Origin of the sequence: Paenibacillus sp. FJAT-27812 (assembly GCF_001273905.1) — a bacterium.
In the GTDB taxonomy this organism is placed as follows: Bacteria; Bacillota; Bacilli; order Paenibacillales; family Paenibacillaceae; genus Pristimantibacillus.
The window spans coordinates 1,792,592-1,807,859 of sequence record NZ_LIGH01000001.1 but is presented as its reverse complement, the minus strand read 5'-3'; the positions used below and the strand labels follow the sequence as shown (position 1 = coordinate 1,807,859).

The following is a 15,268-nucleotide window of genomic DNA, read 5'->3' as shown; positions in this document are numbered from 1 at the left end:
GTTATTGGACCAAAACGAGTTGTCTCAGAGCATGTCCCGAGTTGGTCGTTGCATCGATAACGGACCAATGGAATCTTTCTGGGGAACTCTAAAATGTGAGAAGTATTATTTACACACGTACGAAACCTTTGCGGACCTTAAGAGAGACATCGAAGCCTACATCTATTTTTACAATAACGAACGATTACAAGCAAAATTAAACGGCCTCAGTCCTATGGAATTCAGGAGCAAGGCCGCTTAACTGTTTTTATTATTTGTACTGTCTACTTGACGGGGTGCTGTTCAGCGGCAGCCTGCTCTTATTAATTAAAGGGCTGTTGCACGTGGCTAAAGGGCTATTTGTACAAATTACCATAGATGAGGCATTCGGTATTCCGAAGGTGGCAGGTCTTAATGGCTGACATGATGCTAGAGGAACAGTGGTAATCAAGAGTGGGAACTATTGCGTTAAGGGGGAATTGTGGCTCTTTCAAAGAAGGGTAAGGCGCCCTCTTATTTCTTTTACGAACAACCTGTTACAGGCAACGCGGAGAACCGTATTACAAGAAATACAGCAAAGGACACCTAATTGGTGTCCTTTGCTAATTGTTACGGTCCGGGATTCAATTGAAAAGTAAAGGAGAGGGTTACGCTTGTTTGTAATTTGGCGTCTATTGCATCATAAGAGATTACTACCCTTGGCGTTTCTCCAAGATCATTAAATATGCGTACCCGATTTGGAGATTTAAAACCAGCTGCTCTCAACAGCGCCCTCATTTGCAGCACTCTTTTGTTTGTGCCTGTTTGTGTGTCGCCAATAATACCTTCGAATTTCTTTCTGAATTGTACGTTTTTTGCTAATTTCGCAGATAATCTAGCGATTTGAAGTAATACGCAATTAACTGTGGCAGCCATAAGATCACTCCTTGAAATAATATAGGATATCTTATGAACCATTGAATGTATGTGCTTGTACTAATAACATACTGCTTTATGATTAGTTAAGCTCCGGTGAATCGTGCCATAAGCTATGATTGGTCAATGCGGTATCGGGTAACGTTAGCTCAATAGACGAGGCGGCGAAACTCGGTAAAGGGTTCCGTTGGAAAGCATCCTCGGCACCAGTGTAATTTGTTGGTCAGAAAAATCAGTTCGGTGTGAATTAAAATAAAAGAGGGGTTGATCCCCAGATCAACCCCATCAAAATGGAAGTGTATTTTCGGCTAGAGCAAAATTCACAATGAATTACTTGACAATTCTTTTTGCATAAACGAGAGATTGACTGAACCATGTGCCTTCCATGGGTTCGAACGTTACTTTACCACGTCCACCGCCGCATTGGAGGATATAATGCTTGCCGTTGATTGCGCCGGCATAAATGCCGACATGACCGCCGCCGCCGCTTGTAGAACGGTTTAATGAACCGTCACCACGGTCTTTCGAGTTCTTGAAGAATAACAGGTCTCCAACTTGCAAATTTTTGAATTTGTCTTTCGAGTCAATGATCACCTGAGTACCAATATTGTTGTAACGTTGTTGGCGCGATGAGCTGGAGAACTGTATGCCTAGTGCGTTTTTATACACCCAGGAAGAGAAATTCGAACAGTCAAAGCCATATCCCGGTCGCTGCATGCCATGACGCCAAGTAACGCCAAGCTGTGTTTTGCCCGTTTTAATTAATTTATCAAGATTTGCTTGTTGAGCGCTATAGGCAGTCGACGTAGTTGATACCTTGGATTCACTGTTGGAGGCTGCAAAAGCATAAGCTTGTCCTGCTCCAGTTAATGCAATGACGGTAGTTAAAGTAATTACTCCCTTGCGAAAGATCGTTTTTTTTAACATGTGCTCCTCCTAGAAAATGTATTGCCTCCGAGGTTAGTTGTCGGGTTCGGGTTGAGGAAACCCTATTTCTACATCATTCCGACTGGTAACGAAATGAGTATTCAAAATTCACCCCTAGCTGATTGTCTGAATAAGGCCATCAGCGAAAATGCGTCCCCCGTACAAATCATTGAAATACGGTAAAGTACCGTTTCAATTATCTGATTAGGCCCCTCCATATTACTTATATTTTCACAGGAAAGTCACCACGCAAATATTGGAACAGCTATTTTTTGTTGGGCATAACTAATATGGAAGGACGCTCTAGACAGCGGTAGATATAGATTTGTAGATCTATGAAATGAAGTGGAAAATAGGCACTCTGTTAAAGAGTGCCCTGAACATTTCGCCCTTGGAATGCTAGCTTTTCACCTAACATTACCCCCTGAAATCGACAAAATTTGACGAATATTTATAAAAGCTATGCATAAGGAGTGAGTCACGATGATGAATAATTACAAACGCTTCATTGAAAAAGCGAAATCTACCGCTTCCGAATTCATTTCCTCAAGAAGTGAAGAACAAGAAGAAGAAACTATAGAGCTCAATCCGCAATATTACGTTGAACTGAAAGCAATCGCCGATAAGCAGCATACAACCGTGCAAGCGGTCGTCAATGGTATTATTGTCCAATACCTGACAAGCGTCCCGTACGAATCAACCCCCATCTCAGTGGATCAAAAGGAAGATAACCCACTTCTGTATTTGGATGGTATTTGCAAACTAGAGGATTAAGGAGTGCTGACCTATGGAAGATTACTTGAACATTCAGGATACCATTTTTCTGGACGAAACGGCTTTAGCCGCTTTGATGAACCCTGATGACCCCCGCTATGCGAAAGCTCGTTCCCTGTTCCTGGATTTGCATGATCTTGAACGTAATTACGTGACTACCAACTCCATTATATTTGATCTTCACGAATGGCTTCGCAATGAATACAGCTATCAGCAGGCGGAATATTTTCTGAATGCCATTGATAAGGCAGTGAGTAGAGGCAAGCTGGAGATCATCTCCAGCGGCCCTGAGTTTGAGAGGGAATCGCGCAGATTGCTTATAGACAGGCCTGAGCTCCGGTTCTCGCTCAGCGAAGCATTCACGGCTGTGACCATGTCCTATTATCAGGTAAAACGCATCTTTACATTCAATCGCAATTACATGATGCTTGCCAATTTGGATAAGGATATTCGAATCATTCCATCCAATCAAAGCCATTAAACAAATGCAGCCTGCCCTCTTGAGAGGGCGGCTGTTGTAGCTTTATAATAAAGTTTGATAATTTTAAAGCTACATACCCTTGGTTTTTCGTTAAGGAGACCAAGTATTTTTAAAATAAAGTTTGATAAAAACTGAACTTAACGACGAAGGGCTGCCACCAGACAGCCCTTTTGTTATTCAACTATCGTTCTCCGTTAGTTCAATAAATCTTAACCTCAATCCGCGTGGCTCAACTTACCCGTTAGTTCAATAGAATCAACAGTTTCAGTCAGATGGTATCCTCTTGTCTATGATTCAAGCCGCCACCTTCAATCCTATGATAAAATACTTATAAATCCAACTATAGCCAAACGGCCAAGTGGATATAATCTTACTCTAAATTACTGGAGGTAGCGCTCCGTACTCGGCCCACTGCTCTTTTGTCGGGCCGTAAAGATCCGGCACACGAAGGCCTGCCTGACGCATCAGGACTGTCATCTGACCACGATGATGAATCTCATGCTTTACGAGAATATCCAGCATTAAGCCGTTTGGCCATTGATCACCATACATATCGCTCATGATAAGCAGATTCTCATCTTTCCAACTGGACTGTATAGCATCAAGGAGCGCTTGTGAGGTCCTCTTATAGACTGACGCGATGTCTGCTGCCGAAGCTGGCACCGGCATATCTTCGCCCGGTCCTTCGAAAGACAGTCCCGTCCGAGATGGCATTTCGTGCAACGTCTGTACAAGGTGCCATGCAACACATCCAAGCGTTCTATGATCGCTAGTTATCTGTTGGCCAAGAGACTCGTCGGTCAGCAGCTCCAGTGTCCGCATTGTTGCTTCCGTTTCATTCTGCCAAGTTGCGGCAAAATCTTTAATGTGTTTATACATATCCAACATCTCCTTTTTGTCATGGAATCAAGTTTCGCATTCACGGGAGTAGACCCCAGTGTGTATTTCTCTGGTAAGTTTACAGCATCAGTGAACCGAATTACCAAAAGAGGATCTAGTAGCTTGGCAAATGTTACCGGGGAACTGGAATATCAGTTCATAAACTCTGTCGAAATCTCGCATCCGTTGAATAATGCAAAATTTTGAAAGCAATTGTTCAAGGCTGTTCGCAATTGCTTTGTTGGCTTTATGTCGTTCTCGTACCAGATGTTTTTAACAACGAGCGTCCCGGCTTTTCGCTCCGCGATTACCTCGGCTCGTCCGATGAGGCTTTCTCCGTATATTAGAGGCAACACATAATAGCCGAATTTCCGTTTGATTGCAGGCGTGTAAATCTCCCAGGTGTAATCGAATCCAAACAATACGTTGATCAGTTTTCTGTCCCATATGAAATTATCTAATGGGGCAATCAGTTCGCAGCGCCATTTCGGCGCCGGATTTTTCAGAACGGCTTCAATAAGCGGCAAGTCCTCCGCGCGGCAGTACAGTATATCCTTCAATTGTTCCACGGCAACAGCAACAATGCGAGCTTCGTACAACAGTTGGCGGAAAACCTCGTTGCGCTGCTCCGCTTTCAATCCCCATATGTTCAGCCAGGCATCGGATGCGCGATTCCATAAAAGGCCAACAGCGCCGATTCGACGCAGTACCCGCCACTTGTGATGCTCATGCTCGCCCTCCAGCGGCTCCGGTGCATTCAGCAGATTTGGTTGTATGTACTTCCCGGCGATATCGTAATATTTACGCGTTCCTTTTTTGTGATGTATAATCAACTCGCCTGTCGAGTACATCTGCTCCAGCACCGACCGGGATGAATTGTTTCCGCTGCTCCAGTGGATGATCGATTGCCAAGTGAAATTTCCATCCAATTTTAGATCATCCGAACTTAGCGCACCGTGATTTTGGATGTGAGCCCGTACTTGCTCTATCAACGCTTCCATTTCGGGATAGCGCTTGGCATGTTGTCGGGCGGCCTGCCTGTACCGCTCAAAATACGGCCAGTCCTCGACAGGAATAATGGCCAAATTCTTGTCGGGATAATCGACAAGGCTTCTATCTTGATACAGCAACTCGGCGAGCATGTTCTTCGTAAATCCTTTGATTCGCGACTGCAACACCAGTTCGGCGTTTTTTCCGCAAACATCGATGGGATCGTATTGAATACAGCCGACCTGCCGCACAAAATCCAATACTCCCTGCTTTCCGGTAAATTGATATTCGCCCAACAGCCCGTGCTTCAATAGCAGAAATTGCCGTGCCTGGCGCTTCGTCAATTGGATCATGTACACATCGGCTCCTTAACGAAACAAACGGGAGTAGCTTGCACATGATGATGGATGGCGAGGTTGCTTATCTCAATAAAGTTACTATTTGCTTCATTCCATAATGATGGTATCCATTGGGGAGCTTCATTAGCAAACCCCTTTCCTAATTTTCCAATAACCGAAAATTGCTCTTTTTCAATGATTTCAACCACGCCTATTCCCCCTATCCGTTGGAATATACAAAAAACAAACACATGTTCCCGTTAAATGTTACCATTGTCTCGAGCATAAAAACAAGAGCTATTGAAAAATAACTGCCCGTTAGCTTAACGCCTATCAGTACATATGTACAAAAATCTTTATTTTGTGTGAAGATGTAAAAAGGAGCTGCCGCGGCAGCTCCTTCTTCGTTTGTATAGTGTCCGTCCTTGTTTKAACTAACGTTTCCCGTTAGTTCAACAACTTTAAGGTTTGTGGCTTTTTATAATTAATGTTGAAGGTATTATCCTTGCCTTTACGCCTGAATACCACTTATTTGGATTAGAGGTATCATTTTCATCGACGTTTGATTCCTCGATTACTTTATCAATAACAAATCCTGCGTCAATCAATTCATTAACAAAGGTGCTAACTTTTCTATTATGCATCACGATTGGTGTATCTCTCCATGATTCGTGCTTTTCGAATCCTTCCTTCACATATGAGCGTCTAAATTTCAATTCATCATCTGTGTATTCGACAACGCTGTGAATTGGATGCTCCCAACTAAAAACAAATACTCCACCAGGCTTCAGACTCCGATATATATTTGATAATGTCTTCTGCAAATTCACTGTCCATCCAAGGGCATAAATTGATAGGGCCTTATCGAAATGATCTAATGGTAATCCTGGTATTTCCTCCATAGGTGCCTCAATAAAAGTAATCGGTGTATTCAAGTTAGAAACAACTTTTCTTGCTGTTTCAATTTGTGTAGCAGATAAATCCACACCCCACAATTCGCGGGCGCCATGTTTCGCTAGATACTCTAAAGTGTGACCACTCCCACACCCTATTTCTAATATTGTGCTATCTTGAATATCCCCAAATAAATTCAATTCCTTTTCCGTAGGTGCATATGAACCGTAATGCAAAACGTCAAAGGAGCCTACAAAGAATTGATCAGATACCTTATCCCAACCGCTTTTATTAATTCGGATGATTGCTTCTTGATCTAGCATAAAACACCTCTATAGAGTTTTTAACAAAATAATTCGCCATCTTTCCAATACATTCCTGCTACATACTTTGTCACGCATAACTGCCCGTTAGCTTAATAAAGAAAGTGAGCAGTTGCCTTAGCGGTTGGACTCCAGTAACCAAACCCCTTTCTTCGTCATCTCAAGTTCTAGGTAGTCTGTTTCAGATCATCTTTTTCGGTTTATTCAATAAAGCCTTCTGTTTCGGCAATCATCATTAACTATCGTGTAACTACACACTTATCGTATGAGTTAACACATTTTGGGGCAAATTTTGAGAAGCCACTTTTATATAAAGGACTTGATTGAATGTTTGTACGGATGCTAGCTCTCTTTATTTTCATTGTGACCGCTATTTCCTTGCTGATTTATGCGCCAACGCTCATAGGGCTTGCAGATAATTCAGACTTTGACAGGACAACGAGAGCGTTTGGGCTGACCTCTGTCCATGACATAAGGTATTTAAGTACTGAAGATTGGTATCATATATCCAATCCTTCTCGAATTATTCAGTATTTTAATCATATATTTCTACCCGTCAAAGACAACCCTGCTGGATATTATTCCACGCAATTTTACTTTATTAAAATAGCCCTATTTTTTAACGCCATAGCCAACAAGCTTTTACATCGCGATACCAGCTTGTTTAACCTTTTCTTTCAAACCGTTCAATATATTATTATTTACGCATTTGCCCTCGTTTTATTTCTGAAGAATAAGTGGAAAGACAATAAATACGCCAATATTGCCGTGAAGATTGCTTTTGTATTTGTTTTTTTAGACTGTGGCTATTTGGTTTATTTCAATTCTTTTTATGGAGAAGCCACGACACTTATTTTTTTAATTCTATCTTTTGTCCAGCTTTTGTATCTTGAAAAGAATAAAAACAGCTATATTGTGTACATAGGATTAATGCTGTCACTCTTTGTCTTTTCCGGTTCAAAACCGGCCAACTTCCCGTCAACTTTGTTGTTGTCCGTCCCCCTCGCTTATTATGCGATCAAAAATGAAACGCTCAAGAAGAAAATCATCATTTGCACTTCAATAGTTATTATGCTTCTCGCATCATACAGTTACGCGAACCAAGCGCCCAAATGGATGAAAAAGGCTACCACGTTTCAAGCCGTTTTTTTTGGCGTTTTATACAATAATCCAGCGACAGAGCAGTCCACTAAAGATCTGGGTTTACCACCGGAACTGTCCAAATTGGAATCCTTAAATGCTTACGTGAGAGCCCCCTTGAATCCCTATAATATATATGATTCAAACTTTCAGTCTTTGTTTTTTGACCGAGCAAGCAAATTCAGTGTTTTAAAATATTATTTGACCCATCCTGCCTTTTTTGCCGAAAAGCTGGATGTAAGTGCCGAAGCGGCTTTGCCTCTAAGGCCTACCTATTTAACCAACATGAAATTGTCAAACGAGCAAGCAGACTTATTGTTTGAATTCAGATTTAATCTTTGGGAGAGTATTAGAAAGCATTTTTCTGGTTTTGCTTCTGTTTTCCTATGCATGGTATTTGCTCTCTCTATAGCTAATTTAGTTGTTTTATTTAGGAAAAGGGCTAGCTTGTACAGTATCTTGCTGAGGTTGGCACTCTTAGGTGCAGCTGCAGGGCAATTCATTGTCCCCATCGTAAGCAACGGAAACGCCGATTTGCAAAAGCATATGTTCTTATTTAATGTACATTTGGATATCCTGATCATCCTTTTGTTATTGGATAATCTCAATTTTAATAGCCGGGCTTTTAGACGTGTTGGCATTGTCTCCGTGGCTTTGTTGGTGGTCATTTCTTTTTATCCCGGCAAACCGGAAATGATTACGCTGGGGAGCATAGAAGGCAAACCCATCGAATGGTTTGTTTTGGAGAAAAGCAACAGTATGGTAAAGGTTATCGCTAAAGACGCGCTATACAGTAGTGTGTATGATGAACGCTCTAACGATTATATACAAGCCAGCATACAGAAAGACTTGAATGCCAAAATCGATAGTTGGTTCTCGCAAGACGAGCAGGCTCGCATTCAATATGCCGAATATCCTGCGTTTTCTAATGAAAAAAACTGGATGAGAGCCGATAGTGGAGACCGGCCTCATTATTGGTTTTCGCCTATTAAATATGCTTCACAGGACAGCAATCGGGCATTTCGGAAGATGTACTCTGCTTATTTAACATTGCCGACCGTAGATGATGTGAAGCGGCTTTTTGACCTATCTAAAACCGCTTCTGTTTTGCCAAGTGATTATTGGCTCTCACTCCCTTATTATAGCAGTACCGACAAAGCGCGCATCGTTTCTTCTGATTATCAGATCTATCATCGAAGGGTGGATACTAAACTGGGCATACGTCCGGTTATGTGGGTAAGGGAAAAATAACCTCCAAATGACAATTGTTCAAAGAAAATAAAGTGTTAGTGTGTGCACCAACACAAACTGCTTTAATTCACGACACTACATGAATAAAAAACGCGACCCAAACTGCTTAAATAACAGTTTTGTGTCGCGTTTTTTCATGGCAGTCTATTCATGGGTTATTGAGCTATAGTGTCCCGTTAGTTTAATCGTTCATTTTATTTTTTCTTCTTATTTCTCGATTTCTATTTATTATTTCTTTTGCTGAATCTGATTTAGAAAGCCTGTTTTTAATATCCATCAACAAGAAAATAATAATTAGTAACAAACCAATTATAATAAAATTCATTTTTTACGTACCTACCTTCAAAAAGTGATTTCATCTGGGGCTTATTCATTATTAAAAGTATTCGTTAAGTTTATTAAACTATCCTGCCCGTTCGTATTATGAGGTCACCAGATCTTTCTGGTAGACCTCATTTTTGTGAGGTCATAAGATAGCGGTAGCCGGGGATCGAACGTTTCTGCCCGTGGGAGTTGGATCCCGAGAGCTATACAGTTCATCCCCCCTACTTGTTAAACCATGATTAGGCTRGTTGGGACAATGATCCCGAATCACATGCGATAATGTGGACGACGAGAAGGTTAGGGGTTGCCGGCGAATATAATATCGGGAGTGATTGAATGAACCCTGTCATTGGATTAGATGTATCTAAAGGAGAAAGTCATGCACAAGCTTTTTCAGATCGAGGATCGCCCTACGGAAAGACCTTTCGATTTGAGCACAATCTTGAGGGATTAGCGTCCTTCCTCCGTTTTACTCAAAACCTGGAGTCTTTTACTGGGCAGCGTCCGGCCATTGTGTTAGAAGCAACGGGGCATTATCATAGTCCAGTTATACAGTTTCTAGATGATCATCAATATCTGTATATCGTTATCAATCCGTTAATTTCACACCAAGCGAAAAAGATGAATTTACGTAAGGTGAAAACGGATGTTGCTGACGCATACCAGTTGGGTGAAATGTTCTTCAAAGAAGAGCTGGAGCCTTACAAAAAACGGGGTCAGTATCTCATGAATCTGCGTTACCTGACACGGCAACATGAGTCACTTACTGAAATGTATGTCCAGGTAAAGTTGCAGTTTCAAGCAGTGCTTGATCAAGTCTTTCCAGAGTATCATGGCGTGTTTGGTGACCTTTATTCTAAGGTATCACTTCGTTTCCTGGCGCAGTATCCAACGTCTCAATCCGTGCTAGCGATGTCCGAGGAAAACGTTACAGCAAGCATACAACGCCTAGTTGGACATGTCAGTTCAAACAGATGGTCGCTGGAACGGGCACAGAAACTAATGGCTGCAGCAGAACGAAATCCCTTCAGGGAGACCGCTTTTCCGAGTCATTTAATCTCATTGGAGCTGTTCGTTAATTTACTTCTTCAGTACCAGGAGCATTTAGCAAAACTTGATAAATCGATAGAGATCCTTGCTGAAGAATTACTGGAATATGATTTAATCCAATCGATACCCGGCATTGGCACTAAAATTGCTGCAACAATTTTAGCTGAGATCGGTGAAATCGATCGGTTCGATCACCCAAAGAAACTAGTTGCGTTTGCCGGTATTGATCCAAGTGTCTTCTCTTCCGGCAAGTTTACAGCAACCCGAAATAAAATCACCAAACGTGGTTCTAGAAGGCTTCGGACAGCCTTATATCAAGCTGTAAGGTGTGGACTGAAAGGCTCACGTAACAAGAAAATAAGAGCTTATTACGACAAAAAGCGTTCAGAAGGCAAACTATTTAAAGTAGCTGTGATCGCTTGTGTAAATAGACTGATCCATTGGATTTATGCGATTTTGACCAAGAAAGAACCTTTCCGCTTGACTGAATAAGCAACGTTTAGATATTGAGGAAAACCTTCCCAAATTCTATGGGACGGTTATTTGACATGCATTTTTACCAGTATAGCATCCTTCGTTTACTTCATTAATTATTAAATATTGACAGGCTATTAGCTGGTATAGCGTAATGAAGCCGCCGATCATTGTGGTCGGCGGCTTCCGTGTTTGTTTCTATTGAACTATCGTTACCCGTTAGTTCAATGATCTGATTAGAACAACTTGACAAGTTTAATATCTTCAAAAGGTGCGTTTGTTTTGATATCAAATACCCGCACGAATGTAACATCGAAGCTTGAAAAAGGAGATAATTCTTCACTCGCAGCCAATTTCATTTCTATAATTTCTGCTTCATTCATGCCCCATTTTGTTTGACCCAAAGTCAAATGTGGAATGAAGTGATCCAACTCTATATGGCTTTCAATAAGTTCGGGCGGTGGAGAAACCGCATCTACCAAGTTCTTATGCAGATTATATATCTCTTTCGATTCAACGCTAAGGAATGTAACCGCTGTTCCGAATGTTGCTGGCTCAGACAAAGTTAACTGGAAGATTGGAAATGAAGAACAAGTTTCTCTTACTTTTTCAAGCCAATTCATATCCTCCGTAAGTCCACTTTTGGCTTTAACAGTAATATGGGGCTCCACAGGATCTCTAAAGCCGTTATTATCCCATCGATTTCGAAATGTCTTAGCCCATTTATTACGAAATACCGAAATTTGTTCTTTGTAATCTTCAGGTGGAACGATTCCTATGAAAAACTGCATTTTTACACTCCTTTCCCAATAATATGTATTTTTCTCGGAGCATTCCTGTTCATTTCGATCATCAGCCTTCCGAACTATTCCTCAAGTATTTTCCAAATCCTGCTTTAGTGTTAAACACTGCCCGTTAGTTTAATGAAGCACCGTCAGCCTAATACTTTATTTTTTTAGTCTACAACAAGATTTGATTTATTGCGTAAGTGCAATGGAAATATTATCAATCTTTATTCTAAATTATCAAACTTTGTTTTAAGTCTACAGCTGAATTTGTTTTGTAGCAGCCGATAGTAAAGGCGTCAATTCTGGGCCAAATGCGACTGGTTGACCACGCGCCGGAATTTGATAAACGAAAAAACTCTCCATGGAATGATATATCCAAAAGCCGCTAGTAGGAACAATGCCGTTTGGCCTTGAGGATCCATGTCGGATAGTTCTTGACGCAGAGCAAACCGTATAAGCACTATACCTATGAAAGCTGCGACAAATCCCCAGTTTTTCTTGGAATAAATCAAATTGTCTTCTCTCATCTCGTAATTCGTCGTCCAAATCAATGGGATGGAAAATAGAAGGCCAATTCCGAAGGCTGCCCCAAATTCCCAAGCTGGTTCATTCACGTTAGCGCTAAAAATCAGCGACAGGCCAGGAAGCATGAATAACAGAGGAATCAGCAGCCGAATCCCGTTACCCCGTATAGGTCTATACATACTTCTTGTTCTTCTCCACAAAACCAAAGCTGCTATAAAAGCGATCATCACATAAAAAGTGCTCCCGTTCATTTTCTCGCTCACCTCATCTATTTGATACTCTTATCTTAAATGCTTTGGCATGGCCGAGTTAGTGACAAAGGTAATTTTATTGACATGACGAGAGTCACTTGATGGGTGATAAGCAGAAAAATCATTCGAGATAGAAATGGAATGGCTGTTAATTAAGGCAAACTAACGGATAAATTTTAAAGCTAAAAAAATATAAAAATATTTACTTCCTCTGTCGATCCCACCATTGTTCATTCGTCGTACTTATAGAAGGGCAAATTCAAATGGAAAGGTTGTTGAGCTTTTATGGGAGCGCAAATTCATTCTTATTTAATGTCGGAGGATGCAAGAGGCCAGGCGAATTTTTATGTCGAGTCGCTTGGCGGCGAAATTCAGTTTTTCACCACATTCGGTGAGACGCCGGGAACGCCCGAGGCGATGAAGGATAAAGTCATGCATTTGGCTTTGACGGTGGCGGGCGAGAATACGTTGATGATCTCCGATTCATTCGAGTCGGTTTCGTATAACCGCAGCATTAGTCTTGCTTTGAACTATGACGATGAGTCAGAAGCCGCAACGGCATATGCCAAGCTAAGCGAGGGCGGCGAAAGCAAGTATCCTTTCGCTCTTCAGCCATGGGGTGCTTATTATGGAGAAGTCGTAGATAAATTCGGCGTCACGTGGATGATTACCAAACAGTAAGCCATCGGAAGGTATGTTCGAGGGTCCTAGAGAAAGCGCGGATAACTTTGTCAGTTCAAAGTTATCCGCTTTTTTGTGCTTCCAATTGGTTGTTCCCAAATGGCTGGACAACCCGCAGATCAAGTGTCGGCTGCAATCTCTTGAGGGAGACTCTGGCTAATCATTTGTATAAAGCTGGAACATTTTCCGTGTAATAACGTCTAATACGTAACCACACTCAGGAGCTATTGGTTCAATTTGATTTTTTGTAAGAAAGGTTGGTGGTGATTTAGATGAGAAGGATTACGATGGTCATTGGCATTGCTTTGCTTGCATTCCTAACCACCTGTAATTCAGCTTCAAAAGTCGTTGGCGACTATGATACAAGCCGGTTGAGTGTCGATTTCGGTGATAACAAAGCTTATGAAATAGGAGCTAATGCTAAAGGAATGCCTATTTTTAAAGATTATAAGAAGGCCTTACAACAAGCTCAAATCGATTATAAAATAGGCTTTGATGCAACTGGGGCCGAGTTTGACTTAATGCCTATCAGTGATAAGAATTATAAAGACTATATGACATATGGCTGGCAGCTTGAAACTAAAGATGAAGCGGTTGTACAACAAGGTGTAATGGTAACAAAGTTCCTTGATATTTATGAAAATAGTCTAAGTGATTAACGTTTATAATTAATAGGATAATGGCATATAAAATCTATTCTTGCCTGAAAACGCCTATTGCAAAAAAAAAGGGACGATGTATGATTAGAATACATCAACCCTTTCTTTGCAATATGCAATCTATTCGACGCTGACGGCGACGACCCCGCCGATTTGTTTCATCTCAGCTACCATTTCCTTCGGCTCCATGGATCTCGGAACGACGATGTCCAGCTGAACTTCCAAACAAAGCGGCGCTTCAAGCGACGGGCGTATCCGCTGCAGCGTTATTTTTTGCGTAACGATCGATCGGCTGGCAAGCTTATTCGTGACGATGTCCAGCAGCTCCTCTTCACTCTCCGCTTGAATCGTAAGCTTCCTGACTTTTTTGCTTTTTAGAAAACGGTGCTCCATTTTGTTGAAAACCCATAAAGTAATGAACACAAGAAACGTTCCGGCAACCGCGCCAAAATAAAATCCCGCGCCGATCTGCAGCCCGATAGCCGCGACTACCCATAAGGAGGCTGCCGTCGTAAGTCCCGTGATCGACTTGCCTGTGAACAGAATCGTGCCCGCGCCGAGAAAGCCGATGCCGGTAATGACGGCCGTCGCGAGCCGTGCCGGATCAATCCGCACGTTGGGCTCGCGGGCGAAATCGGCGAAGCCGTAAATAGACAGCAGCATGATCATCGTAGAGCCGAGGCAAACTAAAATATGCGTGCGAAGCCCTGCCGGATGATTATGCTGCTCCCGTTCGAAGCCGATGAGGCCGCCAAGAAATACGGCCAGAGCCAAACGGAGCAAGATGATGGCATGGTCAATAGCCCACGGGTTTTCTATGGCGCTCACCGACCGATCGGAACCATCAACCGTTCGCGCTTGCGGAATACGGCCCATTCCCGATAGCCGATATCGTATAAGTGGCTGCCGATGGCGGCGAAGTGCTCGCCTACGCGCTCGGGCTCATGCGCATCGGAGCCGAAGGTCACCTTAACCCCATAATGGAGCGCGCGTTCCAGAAAACTGCCATCCGGCACCCAATTGTTGTCGGAGGAATTGATCTCGATCGCTACATCGCTAGCGGCAATCGCTTTCAGCGTGACGTCGGCAGCCTCCGTGCGAAGCTCCGGATAACCGTAGAAGTAGCGGTTCAAAGAATCCACATGGCCCAAAATATCATATAAACCGCATTTCGCGGACTGCGCGATATAATCATAGAATAAATTTTTGACTTCCAATTTGCGTGCCGCGGTCAAGCCTTCCCAATACTCTGAATCATATATGCCGATGTCGGCGAATTCATGAACGGAGCCGATGACGTAATCAAAAGGATGGGCTGCAATAACCGAGCGGTACAAATCCAGATGTTCAGGCAAAAAATCGGCTTCGATGCCTAGCAGCACCTCTATTTTTCCTTGATATTCTTTTTTTAGATCTATAACTTCATTGATATAAGTCGGGAAATCGCTTTTTGCCATGCTCCCGGTCAAGGAAGGGCGATCTTCAGCCGATGCGAAAAATGGCGTATGATCCGAGATGCCGATCATATCGAGTCCCTGTCCGATTGCTGCCTCGATATATTCCCTGATTGATCCAGTTGCGTGCCCGCAGCGATCATGATGCGTATGAAAGTCGAACTTCATGTG

The 15,268-nt window shown here is 42.4% G+C and carries 17 protein-coding genes, 1 pseudogene and 1 riboswitch; of the genes and pseudogenes, 8 read left to right on the top strand and 10 right to left on the bottom strand.

What is annotated here, in order from left to right; translation table 11 throughout:
• Positions 1 to 241, top strand: a 241-nt coding sequence (locus tag ADU23_RS07655; RefSeq protein ID WP_442950603.1) for a transposase, incomplete at its 5' end; no start/stop codon positions are given.
• Positions 242 to 588: 347 nt separating this feature from the next.
• On the opposite strand, the gene ADU23_RS07650 is transcribed toward ADU23_RS07655, so the two are convergent.
• Together ADU23_RS07650 and ADU23_RS07645 are read right to left on the bottom strand one after the other, a co-directional pair.
• Complete coding sequence (locus ADU23_RS07650; RefSeq protein ID WP_053373202.1) at positions 589 to 894, bottom strand: hypothetical protein; 306 nt, start codon at positions 892 to 894, stop codon at positions 589 to 591.
• Positions 895 to 1,224: 330 nt separating this feature from the next.
• On the bottom strand, positions 1,225 to 1,821 hold the full coding sequence (locus ADU23_RS07645) for a C40 family peptidase (protein ID WP_053373201.1): 597 nt from the start codon (positions 1,819 to 1,821) through the stop codon (positions 1,225 to 1,227).
• A gap of 7 nt (positions 1,822 to 1,828) precedes the next feature.
• Positions 1,829 to 2,013, bottom strand: a riboswitch (cyclic di-AMP (ydaO/yuaA leader).
• A 291-nt stretch (positions 2,014 to 2,304) separates the two neighbouring features.
• Here ADU23_RS07645 and ADU23_RS07640 point away from each other — a divergent pair.
• Together ADU23_RS07640 and ADU23_RS07635 are read left to right on the top strand one after the other, a co-directional pair.
• On the top strand, positions 2,305 to 2,595 hold the full coding sequence (locus ADU23_RS07640) for a hypothetical protein (protein WP_053373200.1): 291 nt from the start codon (positions 2,305 to 2,307) through the stop codon (positions 2,593 to 2,595).
• A 13-nt stretch (positions 2,596 to 2,608) separates the two neighbouring features.
• The gene (locus ADU23_RS07635; protein WP_053373199.1) at positions 2,609 to 3,076 is read left to right on the top strand and encodes a type II toxin-antitoxin system VapC family toxin; all 468 of its coding nucleotides are present in this window, start codon (positions 2,609 to 2,611) and stop codon (positions 3,074 to 3,076) included.
• A gap of 375 nt (positions 3,077 to 3,451) precedes the next feature.
• On the opposite strand, the gene ADU23_RS07630 is transcribed toward ADU23_RS07635, so the two are convergent.
• Complete coding sequence (locus ADU23_RS07630) at positions 3,452 to 3,955, bottom strand: DinB family protein (RefSeq protein WP_053373198.1); 504 nt, start codon at positions 3,953 to 3,955, stop codon at positions 3,452 to 3,454.
• Positions 3,956 to 3,991: 36 nt separating this feature from the next.
• Here ADU23_RS07630 and ADU23_RS34195 point away from each other — a divergent pair.
• Positions 3,992 to 4,081, top strand: a pseudogene (locus ADU23_RS34195) (transposase); the annotation flags it as partial.
• A 26-nt stretch (positions 4,082 to 4,107) separates the two neighbouring features.
• Here ADU23_RS34195 and ADU23_RS07625 read toward each other — a convergent pair.
• From ADU23_RS07625 to ADU23_RS07615, 3 genes are all read right to left on the bottom strand, one after another.
• Positions 4,108 to 5,298: a winged helix-turn-helix domain-containing protein gene (locus ADU23_RS07625; RefSeq protein ID WP_053373197.1), complete on the bottom strand. Its 1,191-nt coding sequence runs from the start codon at positions 5,296 to 5,298 to the stop codon at positions 4,108 to 4,110.
• Positions 5,295 to 5,492, bottom strand: a complete 198-nt coding sequence (locus tag ADU23_RS07620; protein WP_053373196.1) for a hypothetical protein — start codon at positions 5,490 to 5,492, stop codon at positions 5,295 to 5,297. The genes ADU23_RS07625 and ADU23_RS07620 overlap by 4 nt, the downstream gene beginning before the upstream one ends.
• A gap of 252 nt (positions 5,493 to 5,744) precedes the next feature.
• On the bottom strand, positions 5,745 to 6,500 hold the full coding sequence (locus tag ADU23_RS07615) for a class I SAM-dependent methyltransferase (RefSeq protein ID WP_053373195.1): 756 nt from the start codon (positions 6,498 to 6,500) through the stop codon (positions 5,745 to 5,747).
• 327 nt (positions 6,501 to 6,827) lie between these two features.
• Between ADU23_RS07615 and wsfD the strand changes: the two genes are divergently transcribed.
• Together wsfD and ADU23_RS07605 are read left to right on the top strand one after the other, a co-directional pair.
• Positions 6,828 to 8,891 carry a glycan biosynthesis hexose transferase WsfD gene (gene wsfD / locus ADU23_RS07610; RefSeq protein ID WP_053373194.1) on the top strand — a complete coding sequence of 688 codons (2,064 nt, stop codon included), beginning with the start codon at positions 6,828 to 6,830 and terminating at the stop codon, positions 8,889 to 8,891.
• Positions 8,892 to 9,551: 660 nt separating this feature from the next.
• Entirely contained in the window at positions 9,552 to 10,757 is a 1,206-nt protein-coding gene (locus ADU23_RS07605) for an IS110 family transposase (protein ID WP_053373193.1), read from the top strand.
• Between the two features lie 218 nt (positions 10,758 to 10,975).
• On the opposite strand, the gene ADU23_RS07600 is transcribed toward ADU23_RS07605, so the two are convergent.
• Complete coding sequence (locus tag ADU23_RS07600; RefSeq protein WP_053373192.1) at positions 10,976 to 11,530, bottom strand: 2'-5' RNA ligase family protein; 555 nt, start codon at positions 11,528 to 11,530, stop codon at positions 10,976 to 10,978.
• Positions 11,531 to 11,823: 293 nt separating this feature from the next.
• Entirely contained in the window at positions 11,824 to 12,279 is a 456-nt protein-coding gene (locus ADU23_RS07595; RefSeq protein ID WP_231637583.1) for a CcdC family protein, read from the bottom strand.
• Positions 12,280 to 12,588: 309 nt separating this feature from the next.
• Here ADU23_RS07595 and ADU23_RS07590 point away from each other — a divergent pair, with 309 nt between their 5' ends.
• A complete protein-coding gene (locus tag ADU23_RS07590; RefSeq protein ID WP_053373190.1) occupies positions 12,589 to 12,984 on the top strand; it encodes a VOC family protein in 396 nt (131 codons plus the stop codon).
• A gap of 287 nt (positions 12,985 to 13,271) precedes the next feature.
• Positions 13,272 to 13,643 carry a hypothetical protein gene (locus ADU23_RS07585; RefSeq protein WP_231637335.1) on the top strand — a complete coding sequence of 124 codons (372 nt, stop codon included), beginning with the start codon at positions 13,272 to 13,274 and terminating at the stop codon, positions 13,641 to 13,643.
• A 120-nt stretch (positions 13,644 to 13,763) separates the two neighbouring features.
• Here ADU23_RS07585 and ADU23_RS07580 read toward each other — a convergent pair whose 3' ends face one another.
• Both ADU23_RS07580 and ADU23_RS07575 read right to left on the bottom strand, forming a co-directional pair.
• Positions 13,764 to 14,462 carry an MgtC/SapB family protein gene (locus tag ADU23_RS07580; protein ID WP_053377524.1) on the bottom strand — a complete coding sequence of 233 codons (699 nt, stop codon included), beginning with the start codon at positions 14,460 to 14,462 and terminating at the stop codon, positions 13,764 to 13,766.
• A 5-nt stretch (positions 14,463 to 14,467) separates the two neighbouring features.
• Positions 14,468 to 15,265, bottom strand: a complete 798-nt coding sequence (locus ADU23_RS07575; RefSeq protein ID WP_053373188.1) for a histidinol-phosphatase — start codon at positions 15,263 to 15,265, stop codon at positions 14,468 to 14,470.
• Between the last annotated feature and the right edge of the window lie 3 nt (positions 15,266 to 15,268).